At 73.8% G+C, this 14,070-nt stretch carries 13 protein-coding genes; 4 read left to right on the top strand and 9 right to left on the bottom strand.

All coding sequences use genetic code 11. From position 1 onward, the window contains the following. Window positions 1-36: 36 nt before the first annotated feature. Genes OZ948_04775 through OZ948_04765 form a run of 3 tightly spaced genes read left to right on the top strand, consistent with a single transcriptional unit; the run spans window position 37 to window position 3,142 of the window. Entirely contained in the window at window positions 37-1,113 is a 1,077-nt protein-coding gene (locus OZ948_04775) for a DUF2804 domain-containing protein (protein ID MEB2344032.1), read from the top strand. A gap of 20 nt (window positions 1,114-1,133) precedes the next feature. Beyond that, window positions 1,134-2,393 carry an alkaline phosphatase family protein gene (locus OZ948_04770; GenBank protein MEB2344031.1) on the top strand — a complete coding sequence of 420 codons (1,260 nt, stop codon included), beginning with the start codon at window positions 1,134-1,136 and terminating at the stop codon, window positions 2,391-2,393. Beyond that, window positions 2,390-3,142: a hypothetical protein gene (locus tag OZ948_04765; GenBank protein MEB2344030.1), complete on the top strand. Its 753-nt coding sequence runs from the start codon at window positions 2,390-2,392 to the stop codon at window positions 3,140-3,142. The genes OZ948_04770 and OZ948_04765 overlap by 4 nt, the downstream gene beginning before the upstream one ends. A gap of 19 nt (window positions 3,143-3,161) precedes the next feature. On the opposite strand, the gene OZ948_04760 is transcribed toward OZ948_04765, so the two are convergent. Then, the gene (locus OZ948_04760; protein MEB2344029.1) at window positions 3,162-4,268 is read right to left on the bottom strand and encodes an Mrp/NBP35 family ATP-binding protein; all 1,107 of its coding nucleotides are present in this window, start codon (window positions 4,266-4,268) and stop codon (window positions 3,162-3,164) included. Window positions 4,269-4,318: 50 nt separating this feature from the next. Continuing rightward, window positions 4,319-8,296 (bottom strand): FG-GAP-like repeat-containing protein, encoded by a 3,978-nt coding sequence (locus OZ948_04755; protein MEB2344028.1) that lies wholly within the window; start codon window positions 8,294-8,296, stop codon window positions 4,319-4,321. A 151-nt stretch (window positions 8,297-8,447) separates the two neighbouring features. Here OZ948_04755 and OZ948_04750 point away from each other — a divergent pair, with 151 nt between their 5' ends. Continuing rightward, a complete protein-coding gene (locus OZ948_04750) occupies window positions 8,448-8,738 on the top strand; it encodes a lipid-A-disaccharide synthase N-terminal domain-containing protein (GenBank protein ID MEB2344027.1) in 291 nt (96 codons plus the stop codon). Between the two features lie 50 nt (window positions 8,739-8,788). Here the strand turns inward: OZ948_04750 and OZ948_04745 are convergent, their stop codons facing one another. From OZ948_04745 to OZ948_04715, 7 genes are all read right to left on the bottom strand, one after another. Further along, complete coding sequence (locus tag OZ948_04745) at window positions 8,789-9,613, bottom strand: SDR family NAD(P)-dependent oxidoreductase (protein MEB2344026.1); 825 nt, start codon at window positions 9,611-9,613, stop codon at window positions 8,789-8,791. Between the two features lie 33 nt (window positions 9,614-9,646). Further along, window positions 9,647-10,672: a fatty acid desaturase family protein gene (locus OZ948_04740; protein MEB2344025.1), complete on the bottom strand. Its 1,026-nt coding sequence runs from the start codon at window positions 10,670-10,672 to the stop codon at window positions 9,647-9,649. Then, window positions 10,669-11,520: a PaaX family transcriptional regulator gene (locus OZ948_04735; GenBank protein MEB2344024.1), complete on the bottom strand. Its 852-nt coding sequence runs from the start codon at window positions 11,518-11,520 to the stop codon at window positions 10,669-10,671. Before OZ948_04735 ends, OZ948_04740 begins: the two co-directional genes overlap by 4 nt. Before the next feature lie 113 nt (window positions 11,521-11,633). Continuing rightward, window positions 11,634-11,996 (bottom strand): hypothetical protein, encoded by a 363-nt coding sequence (locus tag OZ948_04730; GenBank protein ID MEB2344023.1) that lies wholly within the window; start codon window positions 11,994-11,996, stop codon window positions 11,634-11,636. 72 nt (window positions 11,997-12,068) lie between these two features. Beyond that, complete coding sequence (locus tag OZ948_04725) at window positions 12,069-12,590, bottom strand: hypothetical protein (GenBank protein ID MEB2344022.1); 522 nt, start codon at window positions 12,588-12,590, stop codon at window positions 12,069-12,071. Further along, window positions 12,587-13,069: a hypothetical protein gene (locus OZ948_04720; GenBank protein MEB2344021.1), complete on the bottom strand. Its 483-nt coding sequence runs from the start codon at window positions 13,067-13,069 to the stop codon at window positions 12,587-12,589. Before OZ948_04720 ends, OZ948_04725 begins: the two co-directional genes overlap by 4 nt. Window positions 13,070-13,142: 73 nt before the next feature. Further along, the gene (locus OZ948_04715) at window positions 13,143-14,021 is read right to left on the bottom strand and encodes a VacJ family lipoprotein (GenBank protein MEB2344020.1); all 879 of its coding nucleotides are present in this window, start codon (window positions 14,019-14,021) and stop codon (window positions 13,143-13,145) included. Window positions 14,022-14,070: the final 49 nt, after the last annotated feature.

Below are 14,070 nucleotides of genomic sequence, written 5' to 3'. Positions count from 1 at the left end.
ACGCCGCAAGCCGTCGCTGGTATCGTGCCGGTGGCCATGGCCCGACTGCCCGACCACCTCCCGATCCTCGACCGCCCGGGTGCGCAGCGGGTGCGCGAGGCCACCTACCTCGAGCGCGAGATCACCGCGCCCGTCGACCTGTGCGACGCGCGCGGGCGGCTCGACCCGGCGGCGCGCGGCTTCGCGCGCCAGCCCCTCTTCCGCGCCAACCTCTCGGGCCACTGGCCGCGCAAGAAGCGCTGGAACTTCTGGAACTGGATCGCGCCGGACTTCGTGTTCTCGGTCACGCTCGCGAACCTCGACCTGGCCTCGATGTGCGCCTTCACGCTCACCGACCTCCGCGACGGCACGCACTGGAGCGGCGGCTCGTTCGGCGGGCCCGGGCGGATCGAGCTGCCCGAGCAGGTCGAGGCGAGCGTCGCCTTCGCGGGCGGGGGCGCCGACTACCAGAACCGGATCGAGGGCCCCGACCTCGCCGTGCGCTTCCGCGGCCGCGCCCGCGACCGGACCGAGCTCGCGGCCGAGTTCACGGTGCGCCGCCCGCCCGGCCACGAGAGCCTGAACGTCGTGGTGCCCTGGAGCGAGACGCGCTTCCAGTGCAACTCGAAGCACGCCGCGCTCCCCTGCGAGGGCGAGGTGCGCGCCGGCGCGCGGCGCTACCGCTTCGACCCGCGCACCGGCTTCGCCGTCCAGGACTGGGGCCGCGGCATCTGGCCCTACCGCTCCTTCTGGAACTGGGGCGTCGCGACCGGCTACGCGGGCGACGTGCTCCTCGGCGTGAACTTCGGCGCGAAGTGGACCACCGGGACGGGCGCCAACGAGAACGGGATCCTGTGCGACGGGCGCCTCCACAAGGTGATGGAGGACCTGCGCTGGGACTACGACCCGGTCGAGTGGCGCAAGCCCTGGCGCGTGGTCGCCGAGCACTCGGGCGCGCTCGACCTCGTGCTCGAGCCCGTCGTCGCGCACACGCCGCGGGCGAACCTCGGCGTCCTCGCGACGGGCGGCGTCTGCGCCTTCGGGCGCTGGCGCGGGCGGGTGCGGGTCGAGGGGCGCGAGATCGCGGTCGACGGGCTGATCGGCTGGGCCGAGGAGTTCGCGCACCGCTGGTGAGCCCCTACCATCGACGGTCCATGCCGGGGCTCCTCGGACTCCTCCTCGCCGCGCTCCTCGCGTGCAGCCACGCCGCGGCGGCGGCGCCGGCGACCGTACTCCTGGTCTCGCTCGACGGGACGCGCCCCGCCGACGTGGCGGAGCTCCCGCTCTTCCGCCGCATCGCCGAGCGTGGCGCCGCCGCCGAGGCCCTGGTCCCGGTCTTCCCCTCGAACACCTTCCCGAACCACGTGACCTTCGTGACCGGCGTCGAGCCCGACCGGCACGGGATCGTGAACAACACCTTCCGCGACCCGAAGCGCGGCCGCTTCCGCTACGACGACGATCCCACCTGGCTCGAGGCGGAGCCGCTCTGGTCGCTGCTCGCGCGCGCGGGCCTCCCCTCGGCCTCCTACCACTGGGTCGGCTCGGAGGGCCCCTGGCGCGACGGGCGCGGCCCGCGCGACTGGGAGCGCTTCGACGCACGCGTGCCCGCGCAGCGCAAGGTGGACCGGATCCTTGCCTGGCTCGATCGCGAGGAGCCCGCCGAGCGGCCGCGCTTCGTCACCTGCTGGCTGCCGGGCGCCGACGCCAGCGGCCATCGTCTGGGCCCGGGCACGCCCCTGTCCGACGTGGCGCTCGCCGAACAGGAGGCCGCGCTCACGGCGCTCGTCGCGGGGCTCGAGGCGCGCGGGCTCCTCGCGTCGACGACGCTGCTGCTGGTCTCGGACCACGGGATGGCGCGCGTCGAGCACAGCCTCGACCTCGAGGCGGAGCTCGCGCGGGCGGGGGTGCGCGCCGACGTGATCGGCGGCGGCGGCTTCGCGACCGTGCAGCTCGGGCGCGGCGCCGGGCAGCGCGAGCCGGCCGAGCGGCGCGCCGCGATCGGGCGCGCGGTCGAGGTCGCCCGCAAGCTCGGGCTCGAGGCCTTCGCGCGCGGCGCGACGCCCCCGGAGTGGCCGGCCGCGAACCCGCGCTTCGGCGACCTCGTCGTCGTGGCGCCGGTCGGCACCGCGATCGTCGACGGCTCGCGCGCGCTGGCGGTGCCGGCGGCCGCGCTCGGCCTGGGCCTCGAGGGCGCGCACGGCCACCGGCCCGACGCGCCCGAGATGGCGGGCATCTTCTTCGCGCTCGGGCGGGGCGTCGCCCCCGGCGCGCGCCCCGGCCGCGTGCGCGCGCTCGACGTCGCGCCTACCGTCCTCGCCCTGCTCGACGTTCCCCAGCCCGGCGCGATGACGGGCCGTCCCATCCCGCTGCAGGCGCCGCCGCGGGCGGTCGCGACGGAGGATCCGGCACGATGAAGCTGCGCCCGGTCGTGCTGGCCCTGTGCGCCAGCCTGGCTCTCGCTGCGCCCGCCGCCTGGGCGCAGGCCCGCAAGCCGGGCGAGCGGAAGACGCCGACGAAGGAGGCGCCCGCGAAGAAGAAGGAGAAGGGCGCCGAGAGCGCACCCGCGAGCTGGTATGCGCTGCGGGTGACCCGCGGCGACACGGGCGTGATCGTGACCAACCTCTGGTCCGCGGGCCGCAGCATGCGCGCGGAGGCGGTGCTCTCGGGGGTTCCGATCGTGCAGCTCGTGAGCGGCGAGTGGTACTACGTGATCGACGGCCTGCGCCAGGCCGGGATCGCGGTGCGGCGCAGCCCGAAGGCGCTCGCCGCCGATCTCGGCCGCGACGCCGGGCGCCCCTTCGGCAACGAGGCGGCCGATCTGAAGGCGCGCGGCGCGGAGCTCGTGCGCGAGGAGGAGGTGGGCGGGCGCAAGGCGCGCGTGCTGCGGCTCACCGACGAGATGGGCCGGCACGAGGTCTGGGTCACCGACGACGCATCCGCGCTGCCGATCCGGATCGACTCCACCGACCGCAGCTCCGGGGTCCACGTCGTGACCGACTACGTCGACTGGCTGAGCCACATGGAGCTGCCGGCCCCGTTCTTCGAGCCCGACCCGCGCATCCAGCTCGAGCGGCTCGAGTACGCCGACTACCTGGAGCGCTCGTCACGCGGCCACGTCGGCCCTGCGCCGGTCCTGTTCGGCGACCTGCTGCACGGGCCGTAGCCGACGCCGACAGCCGGGGCTACGAGCTGACCCAGGTGATGTTCGCGTCGGCGGGCTTCGGGGCGCTCTCGCCGAGCACCGCGAGCTTGCGCGCGACGCGCCCGGCGATCGCGCGCAGCACCACGGCGGGCGGTGCGTCGGGCGCGTAGGCCAGGATCGGCTTGCCGAGGTCACCGCCCTCGACCACCCGCGGGTCGATCGGCACCTCGCCCAGGAACTCGAGGCCGAGCTCCTTCGCGACCCGCTCGCCGCCGCCCTGGCCGAAGAGGTAGTAGCGGCGCTCGGGCAGGTCCGGCGGCACGAAGTACGACATGTTCTCGACGATGCCGAGCACCGGCACGCTCACCTTCTCGAACATCGAGAGGCCCTTGCGGGCGTCGATCAGCGACAGGTCGTTGGCGGTGGTGACGATCACCGCGCCCGAGAGCGGCGCCTGCTGGGTGAGGGTCAGCGCCGCGTCGCCGGTGCCGGGCGGCAGGTCGACGATCAGGTAGTCGAGCTCGCCCCACTCGACGTCGCTCAGGAACTGCCGGATGAGACCGTGCACCATGGGGCCGCGCCAGATCACCGGCGAGTCGTCGGTCACGAAGAAGCCCATCGACATCAGGCGGAGGCCGTAGCCCTCGTGCGGGACGATGCGCCGCTCGCGGGTCTCGGGGCGCCCCGTGACGCCGGTCAGGAGCGGCAGCGAGGGGCCGTAGACGTCGGCGTCGAGCAGGCCCACGGTGGCGCCGGTCTCGCGCAGCGCGAGCGCCAGGTTCACCGCGACGGTGCTCTTGCCGACGCCGCCCTTGCCCGAGGCCACCGCCAGCACGTTGCGCACGCCCGGCAGGACCGCGCCCTGGGGCTGCGCCGCGCCGCGGCGGCCGCGCGTGTTGGCGGTCATCGTGACCGCCACCCCGGTGACGCCGGGCAGCGCCGCCACGCGCTCCTTCGCGGCGCGCTCGAACTCCGCCTTCACGGGGCAGGCGGGGGTCGTGAGCTCGATCTCGAAGGCGACGCGCCCGCCTTCGATCGCGAGGTGTTTCACGAAGCCCAGGTCCACGATGCTCTTGCCGAAGTCGGGGTCGATGATCGGCCGCAGCGCGGCGAGCACCTGCTCGGCGGTGACGGGGGGAGTGGCCATGCGCGCCAGTCTAGCCCTTGCCCCCGGGGCTGCAGCGCGTGTCGGGCCCCCTACAACCGGTCGAAGAGCGCGATCCCGTAGGCCCAGTTCCGGATCGCGTTGTCGGGATCGCCGCCCGCGTCCACCCAGTCGCCGAACTGGAGGAGCACGCGCGCCCAGCCGAGCGCGTTCTCGCACGCCGCGGTCGAGGGGGTGGCCGGCGCGCAGGTGGTGCTCTCGATGAGGCGCTCGAGCGCGGCGCGCACGGCCGCGCGGAAGCGCTCCTCGAGCGGCGCGAGCTCCGGGATCGGCGCCGTCGGCAGCCGGAGGCCGTACCCGATGCCAGGCAGGGTGGCCGCGAGCCGGAACTCGCGGTCGCTCGTGGCGGCGGCGAGCGCGCGCGGGATCAGGAACGGCGCGACCGAGCGGCGCAGCCGCCGCCCCTGTGCGAGCGGAAGCGTGGCGGCGAGCTCCTCGAGATCGGTCGCAAGCGACTCGAGCACCCAGGCGAGGCCCGCGAGCGCGTCCACGGCCGGCGCGCGGCTCGACACGCCGGAGTCGAGGTTCTGGGTGTTGCGGCGATCGCGCCCGAAGCCGGTCCAGGGCAGCGCGGCCTCGGTCGCCGGCGCGGGCGTGTCCCACACGTAGAGCTCGCCCTCGCGCGTGAAGGCCACGATCTCGGTGAGCCCGTCGCCGTCCACGTCGCCCGCGGTCGGCGAGGCGATGTGCCAGCCGTGGGTGAACTTCGGCCAGCCCGCGGGCGTCGTGCCGTCGGCGCGGTAGGCGCGCACCTGGTAGGCGCCGCTCCCGTTCAGGACCTCGGCGACACCGTCGCCGTCCACGTCGGCGAGCGCCGGCGTGCCGATGAACTGCATGTCGTCCATGACGCGCGGGAAGGCGGGCAGGAGCGCTCCGGTCCCGGCGTTCCAGGCGCTGATGTGGTGGTGCGCGATCCCGGCGCCCACGAAGCCGCTCGGCGCCGGCGCGTCGCCGAGCCCCTGCTGGGCCGGAACCACGACGTCGAGCAGCATGCGCAGGCCGCCGGTCGGAGCGACCAGCTCCGGCTCGCCGTCGCCGGTGATGTCGCCGACCGCCGCGGAGCCGAAGGCGGCGAAGAAGGGCGCGTCCGGCGAGCCGGCGGTCGCCGGGACGTTCGGGAAGCCGCCCGGGAAGTCGTGGGCCAGCACGCGCGGGAGGCCCCCGAGCGTGCCGAGCGCGGGGCTCCCGTCGCCGTTCACGAGCACCGGCGGGCCCGTCGAGGCGAAGAGCATGACGCGCGGCGTTCCGTCCACCGGGACGATCGCCGGCGAGCCCGGCGTGCCGGTCCCGACGGTCGGCAGGATGCCCGGCGCGAGCACCGGCACCGCGACCGGCCAGCCCGGCGCGAAGGGGCCGCCCGCCGCGTCGTTGCCCTCGGCGCGCACCGCGTAGACCCGGCCCGTCGTGTCGAAGCGCAGGTCGTCGAAGGCATCGCCGGCGAGCATCGCGAGCGTGCTGAGCAGCGGCGACTCGATCGCGAAGGCGTTGCCCGTGCCGCGATACTCCTCGTTCGTCGCGACGACGAGCTCGGGCCGGCCGTCGCCGTCGAGGTCGCCGGCGGCGGGCGAGGAGAGGCTCTTGGCGGCGCGGTTGCGCACCTCCACGCCGGGCAGCGGCGTGGCCTTCCCGGTCGCGGGGTCGATCGAGACCTTGGCCCGGTCCGCGAGCCGCACCGGGAAGCCCGCCACCGGCGAGCCGTCGGCGCGCCAGGCGTAGAGGTGCCCGTCGAGCGCGGAGTGCGCGATCTCGAGCACGGGATCGACGCCCGGCGGATCGAGGTCCACGAGCGTGGGGGCGCCCACGATGCCGGGGTCGGTGTCGTTGAGGGGGTCGCGGTTCGCGGGATCCGAGAGCGCCGGGTCGGTCGTGACCGGGAAGCCGGGGCGGAGCTCGCCGTGGTCGTCCCACACGTAGAGCCCGCCCTGCATGCCCGCTGCCACGATCTCGACGTGGCCGTCGCCGTCGAGGTCGTCGGCGGCCACCGAGGCGATCACCGCCTCGTGCGGGATCGGCACCTGCCCGCTCGTGTAGCCGTAGGCGAGGCTCTCGCTGAAGGCCGCGGTCCAGACCGGGAAGCCCGGCAGGTCGGCGCCGCTCGCGCCGTCGATCGCGCGCACCGAGCCGTCGCCGCTGCCGCGCACGATGTCGAGGACGCCGTCGCGGTTCACGTCGGCGAGCGCGGGCGAGCTCTCGCCGGAGCCCCCGAGCCGGCGCCGGTAGCGGAGCGCCGGGTCGTGGTGGATCGCGAGCGTCCGGCGGTCCTCACCGACGTTGCCGAAGGAGTCGGTGACGCGCAGGCGCAGCGTCACGCTGTGGGCGTCGGGATCGCCCGCCATCGGTGCGGACGGGTCGAAGTGGCAGGCGGCCGCCGTCGCGACGGGTGACCAGGCGGCGAGCACCGCCTCCTCGAGGGGCGTGCCGCCGCTGGCGCCGCTCCCGAGCTCGGTGTAGGTGAGCGGCTGCACGCCGCAGCCGATCTCGAGCGTCCAGTCGAAGTCGTTGCCGGCGCGCACCGCGCGCGCGCTGCCGACCAGCGCCACGTTCGGCGTCGCGGCGGGGTCGATCGTGTCGAACCAGGCCGGGCCGCCGCTGAGATCGGCCTCGGGCGGGATCGTGGTGGGGGTCACGAGCGCGAGCAGCGGCCGCCCGTCGGGCCGGCCGTAGCCGGTGAACTGGTCCCAGCCGGGCTGGCTCGGGAAGTGGCTCGTGCCGAAGTGCAGGCCGAGCGCGGGCGCCGAGAGCGCGCCGGTCAGGACCTGGCCGAGGACCGTCATCACGATGCCCGGGCTCGCCGAGTGATCGACGTCGCGCGCCGAGAGCCGCAGGAGCTGGCGCACCTCCTCGGCGGAGAAGGGGGTGTCGAGGCCGGGATAGGGGTCGAACAGGCCGCGGTCGATCTGGTTCCAGGCGTGCGAGACGAGCAGCGCGGTGAGCCCGCCCGCGCGCGAGGTGGCCTCCGACGAGCAGGATGCCGACGGGATCGCGACCCACGCCTTGCCGCCGTAGTTGGTGCAGCCGTTCAGGAGCTCGAAGCCGTTGGCGGCCTCGTCGACGAAGGTGCCGTCTCCCTTGGTCACCGAGTTGACCCAGATCACGTGCGCGTAGGCCGCCGGGTAGTTGTGGTGGCGGCTCTCCTCGTCGGCGGCGCTCGCGATCAGCGGGATCCCGTTGCGGTACGCGTAATCCACCGCCGCCTGGCCGGCCGCCGAGGAGTTGACGGTGCCGAGCGCCTCGGAGATCACGCCCACCTGGCGGTCCACCGCGTAGACCACCGCGCGCGCGAACTCCTGGTCGATCGCGATGAAGCTGTCGGCGACCTTCAGCGGGAGGTAGAGGGCCGAGGGCGCGAAGCCCGGGAAGCCGCCGCCGTTGTTCGCCTCGGCCACCTCGTCCGAGGCCTCGCCGTTGCCGTGGCCGTAGCGGACCTCGTCCTCGGGGTCGTTGTCGTCGTCGGCGAAGTCCCAGCCGGCGATGTCGTCGACGAAGCCGTTGGCGTCGTCGTCCACGCCGTCGGAATGGAAGCGGATCAGGTCCTGGCCGTCGCAGTGGCCGTTGCCGTTCGGGTCGGCGGCGCAGGCGTCGGTGAAGTCGTCGACCGAGACGAAGCCGTCGCCGTTGCAGTCGTGCGACGCGCAGGCCGCGGGCACCGGCAGCTCGCCGGTGTTGAGCGCGATCTTGCGCGCGAGGTCGGTGTTGTCCCAGTAGTTGCCGCTGTCGAGGACGGCGATCACGACGTCGGGCCGGCCGGTGGTGTGCTCCCAGATCCCGGTGATGTCCATGCCGCTGCCGGGGACGTACTTCCAGGCTTCGCCGGAGCTCGCGCTGTAGTCGTCCGGCGTCGTGCCCGGCGCGACGAAGAGGTAGGAGGAGAAGTCGGCGGGATCGCTGCAGCCCGCCGCGGCGCAGGTCGGCCACGGCAGCTCGGCGGCGCCGGGCGCCGGCCAGAGCGCGAGGAGCAGCGCGGCCGCCACCCAGGGAGAACGCTGCCAGACACCGCTTCGAGCCCGCATCCAGACCTCCAGGCGCCGGGGGAACCCGGCACGATATCAGAAGGGACCGTCCGCGGGGTAAGTTCGTGCGAGGGGAAGGCCCCCGCGCCCGGCTCGGGGAGGCTCGGCGCGCGCCGTCCCCGGCGGCCGGCCGGGGCTACGCTGCGCCGCCATGGACTGGAACGACTCGCCCCTGTGGCTGGCCATCGGGCTCACCGGCAACGCCGCCTTCTTCTCGCGCTTCCTCGTGCAGTGGATCGCGTCGGAGCGCGCCGGTCGCAGCTACGTGCCGGTCGTCTTCTGGTACCTGAGCATCGCCGGCTCGCTGGTCCTGCTCGCCTACGCGATCCACCGCCGCGACCCGGTCTTCACGCTGGCCTTCCTGCCGAACTGCATCGTCTACGTGCGGAACCTCGTGCTCCTGCGGCGCAACGGGATGCGCGAGAGCCCGTCCGGGCCCTGAGAGCCTGTGAAGGAATCGGCTCGGTCGCCGATTCCTTCACAGGCTCTGAGCTAGAGATCCCAGCGCTCCGGCGCGAACACCGCGTCGAGGCGCTCGGCGCGCCGGCGCAGGAACTCGCGCTGCTCGGGGTGGGTGAGGATGTAGAGCTCGTTGCGCTCGATCCCGCGCACCACCCGGCGCGCGACCTCCTCCGTCGCGATGACGCCCCCCTTCAGCGCGCCGGCCGGCGGCTGGTCGACGGCGGGGGCGTCCGGCGCCTCGCGCCCGCGCAGCCGCGCCGAGTTCCGGTCGATCTCGGTCGCGACGATCATCGGACACAGGGCGGAGACGCCGATCCCGTGCGCGGCGAGCTCGCGGCGCAGCGACTCGGTGAGGCCGACCACCGCGAACTTCGACGCGCAGTAGATCCCGAGCCAGCCCATCCCGACGAGCCCCGCCATCGAGGCGGTGTTCAGGATGTGGCCGCCCTGACCCTGGGCGACCAGGCGCGGCGCGAAGGCGTCGACGCCGTGCACGACGCCCCAGAAGTTGACGTCCATGGTGAGGCGCCAGTCGTCGGGCGTGGCCTGGAGCAGCGGGCCGGCGAGCGCGATGCCGGCGTTGTTGCAGATCAGGTGGGCCGCGCCGAAGCGCTCCCAGACCGCGTCGGCGAGCGCCACCACGCTCGCGCGCCGGGTCACGTCGGTCGGGACGCAGAGCACCTCGGTGCCGCGCGCGGCGAGTCCCTTCGCGCGCGCCGCCATCCCGGCCTCGTCGAGGTCGGCGAGCACGATCCGGGCGCCGCGCGCCGCGAAGGCCTCGGCCAGCGCGAAGCCGATCCCGCCGGCCCCTCCCGTCACGACAGCGACCCGGTTGTGGAAGGGATCGGGGGGCATGGCGGTCCTCCTCGACGGAGCTGGCGAGGATACCTAGAACGGCGGGACGCGCGGGGGCACGCCGGCCGGAGCCGCGGGCGCCGGCACCGGCTCGCGCCGCGACGCGGCCCGCGCGAGCACGGCGCGGTAGCCCCTGGTGACCAGCGCCCCGTCGAGCAGGCCGCGCTCGGCGAGCATCCGGTGCATGCGCGGGAGCCGGTAGTGCGGGACCGTCATCAGGAGGTGGTGCTCGAGGTGGAAGTTCACGTGGTTCGGCGCCACGAGCAGGCGCTCCCACCCGCGCACGAGCGTGGTGCGGGTGTTGCGCAGGGGATCGGCGGGGTCCGGCACCATCGCGTGCTCGGCGATCGCGCGCACCCGGGTCACCAGCGTGTGGGTCGTGAGCCAGGCGCCGGCCCAGAGCAGGTACAGCCAGGGCCTGCCGAAGGCGGTCAGGACCGCGAGCAGGAGGCCGTTGGTGACGAGGAAGCCGACCAGCGCGCGGCGGCCGTCGGCGTCGCCCGCGCGCCATCGCGCGCGCGCGCGCGCCCACGCGGCGTGCGCGAACTTGCGGCCCGTCCGGCCCGTGAGGTCGCGCACGAGCTTGCGGCGCAGGCTCGCCCGGGTGATCGGGAAGGGCGTCACGAGCCCGAGATCGGGATCCTCCGCCGTCCAGTTCTTCGCGTGGTGCTGGAGGTGGTAGGGCCGGTAGGCGAAGAGGTCCGTCCAGACCGGATAGGCGCACAGCCAGCTTCCGGCCCAGTCGTTCCAGCGCCGGTCCGCGAGCAGCGTGCGGTGCGCGGCGTCGTGCATCAGGATCGCGCAGCCGAGCTGGCGCGCGCCGATCACGAAGAGCGCCACGACGACGGTGAGCGGATTCGGCCACGCGGCCACCAGGGCGAACGCGGCCGCGACGAGCCCCCAGTTGATCGCGATCGAGAGCCAGCCGCGCGCGCTCGACACGCGCAGCAGGTCCTGGATCTCGGCGCGCGTGAAGCGCTCGTGCCAGGCGGCGTTGGTGCGCGGGCCGGCGTCGAGGTCCGGGGCACCGGCCGCGAGGGTCGGGTCGGCAGCGGTCACGGGAGTCCTCCCCGGGCGAGGGCGCGGGTGTCGGCGGGTGCACGCCGGTGGCGCACCCCGTGGCGCTCCAGGAACGGCGCCCAGCAGGCCCGGCCGGCCTCGTCGTAGCGGCGCATCGCCTCGACGAGCGCCGCGCGCTCGGCGCCGGGCACGATCGGCTCGGGCAGGAGCGGGTCGAGCGCGAGGCGCCGCAGCATCGCGCCGCCCAGCCGGAACGACTCGACCATCGCGGCGCTCTCGGAGCGCTGCGCGAGCCGCCGCCGGCTCCGGTCGAGCTCGCGGACGCCGCGCCGGTAGCCGGCGACCAGCGCCGCGCCGTCCCAGAGCCCGCGCGCCCGCGCGTCGGTGACGGGATCGAGCGCGCGCAGCTCGGCGCTGAGCGAGCCCGCGGCGAGCCCGAGGCGCACGAGCTCCGCGCGCGCGGCGTCGATCCCGCCCGCCAGGTTGTCCGGCCGCAGCGCCGTGCCCGGAGCCAGCTCGCGGAAGCCGAGCAGGCGCAGCGCGCGCTCGTGCGCCGCGCGCGCCCTCCGCCCCGCCGGCCGCGCGGCCTTCGCCGCGAGCACGACGAGCCAGCTCCCGTTCCAGACGCGCAGCCGCTCGTCGAGCCGCCGCCAGCCCGTCACCCGCTCGCTGACCGCACGCGCGCCCGCGCCGAGCCGATACGAGCCGCGCTCGTCGCGTTCGACGAGACCCTCGGCGAGGAGCCGCGTGAGCGCGACCCGCACGCTGCCCTCGGCGAGCCCGAAGAGCGCCCCCGCCTCGACCAGAGCACGCACGGGCATCGAGCCCCGGCGCAGGGTGGAGAGCAGATCCAGGATCAGGCTGCGGGCAGAGACCGCGTCGGCCATCGCCCGGATGTTACACGTCGAACCAGGATCCTGTCAAAAACTGTAATGAATGCGGATGGGCGACCGGGGAGGAGCCGCGCCGCCGGGGCCCGGCCGGCGCGGCGCGCCCTCGCTCAGTCCCCCGACGGCGTTCCCTGCGGCACCGCGGGCTGGGACCCGGCGGCGTAGCGGTCGCGGCGGAAGGTCGCCGGCTGGGCGGCCGGGTCGGGGTGCTCGCCGAGCGGATCGACCCACGTGTAGCGGACCGGGCCCATCACCAGGTAGTCGAAGGTCGTGTCGATCTCGCTCGGCCGGGTGACCAGCGTCGCGAGGCCCGCCGGAATCATGAGCACGCCACCCGCGATCGTGAGCGGGATCCCGAAGACGACGCGCGAGCCGACGTCGAGCATCTTCTCGCCCCGTCTTTCGTTCTCGGCCTGCGCCGGGCCCGCGACGAGCAGCGCACAGACCCCACCGAAGAGCAAGCGTCGAAGCATCTCGATCCTCCCAGAGCCCCGCCAGAGGGAAGGCCCGCTGGCGTATCGGCGGATCGGGTGGCTCCTTGAGCCCTATTGGAGGTCGAGGGCCGAGAGCCTGCGGATGCCTTCCTCGACGCACGCCCGGGCCGCACGCTCGGTCGCGATCCGCAGCCGGTTGACGGCCACGACTGCGTCCCCGGGGGTCGCCTGGTCCGTGCCCGTGATCGTCTCCTGCCAGATCGTCTCGTTGGTGTCGGCGGTGGAGAGGTTCCAGACCGTCTTCACCTCGACGGTGAAGTTCCACCCGATGGGGGGCTGGTGAACACCGCCGATGACCACGTCGAGCCGGTACGGCGCGCCGTCGTCCAGCACCTTCCCGAACACCTGCGACCGCTCGATCGCCAGCACGATCGCCTCGTGCAGGGCTTCGTTCGAGAGACGGTACCCGTCTCCGCCGCCGCGCACGTGGACCTCCACGGGTGCCTCGTGCGTGTGATCGACCGCCAGCGTTGCGGGAGCGATGCTCTTCCCCTTCGGGGCCTGCGCGCAACCGGCGAGGACCAGGAAGGTCGAAGCGAGAAGGCCTGCCGACGTGGCCGCGCCGGGCCTCATCGGCTCCTCTTCCTTCGCGGCGGCTTCTCCGCGGGCATCCCGAAGATCTTGCGCAGGACTTCGCGCGCCATCTCGGCGGGGCTCTTGCGGGCGAGCGACGTCCGGTACGACTGGCCGGTCGCAAGGACCCGTCCAGTCGAGGGATCCTGGAACTGGATGTCGAGCTGGATCAGGTACATGGTGATGTCCCACATCCAGCGATCCTCGTAGGTGACGATGACATCGGTTCCTTCCGGCGCAGATCCCGCTGCGCCAGACGTCGCGGGGTGCCCGAGCGCCACGAGTTCGTCCCGGATGACGTCCTGGAGCCCCCGTCCGTCAGGGTCGAACTTCTCGACGTAGTAGGTCATCTCGTCGTGGAGCTCGACGCCGGGCAGCAGAGAGCCACTCAGGTTCGTGTTGACGCATCCGGCGATCGCGCAGAGTGCGGCTGAGGCCGCCACCAGGCGCGACAGCCCTGTGATCGAACCAGCGCTCATCGTCACCTCGTCCAGGTGCCCATTTACACCGGAACGGGTGAGGGAATCAAGGCCGTGGAGTGGTGGTTGGCTGCTACGCGCCGCCGGCGGCCGACGCCGCGGGCTCGGGCTGCTGCTGCTCCCCGTCGCATCCCGCCTGGGACTCACCCTGCGACTCCTTGCCATCGCATGCCACCTGGGGAAGGACTAGGGGCGGCGCCTCCGGGAGGTCGTAGAGGTCGTAGAGGTCGCCTGGCGGACTCTCTTCCCGCGTCACGTACTCGGTCCGCGTGCGGCTCTGGATGAACGCGTCGCGAACGAAGACGTAGTAATCGAGGGCGACGCGCCGGGACGCCTCGATCTGGTCGTCCATCTCGGCACGCCCATTGATCGCGAAGAGCAGGCCGAGTGGGGGAATGCTGACCCCGGCCCACAGGAGTGGATTCAAGGCCAGCGCCACGACGTCGCCGAAGGAGTCGCGAGGTGTCGATGGGCCCAGGACCGGGATGACCAGGTAGGGCCCGGAGGGCACGCCCCATCTCGCCAGCATCGTCCCGATGTCCTCGTCGTACTTGCCCAGACCCAGTCGAGTGGCGGGATCGAAGAGCCCGCCGATGCCGAGCGTCGAGTTGACGAGGAAGCGAGCAAGCTCGACATGCGCATTCCGGACCTCTCCCTGCCCCATGTTGCTCACGAACCGCTTCGGAAAGGTGAGATTCCGATAGGAGTTCGAGATCGAACGCCTCATGACCTTCGGGGTCACGGCCTTCCATCCCCGCGCGACCGGGCGGAAGGCGTACTTGTCGAACGTCTGGTTCGCCCCGAACACGGGACGGTTCAGGGACTCGAGCGTGTCTGGTGTGGGCGTGTTCGGAGAGGATGCGCAGCCGAGCGTGATCAGCAGGACGACGAGGGTCGACGAGCACGGCACCCGCAGCACCCACTGGGAACGATGTCCGGCCGAGATGCTCATGGGCTCACTCCAGCGCCGGATGATACGCCCGAGGCCTAGGGGCTCCAAG

It is taken from the genome of Deltaproteobacteria bacterium (genome assembly GCA_035063765.1).
GTDB lineage: Bacteria > Myxococcota_A > UBA9160 > UBA9160 > PR03 > CAADGG01.
Note: the sequence above shows the minus strand (reverse complement) of the source record. Positions and strands in the feature narration are given on the sequence as shown.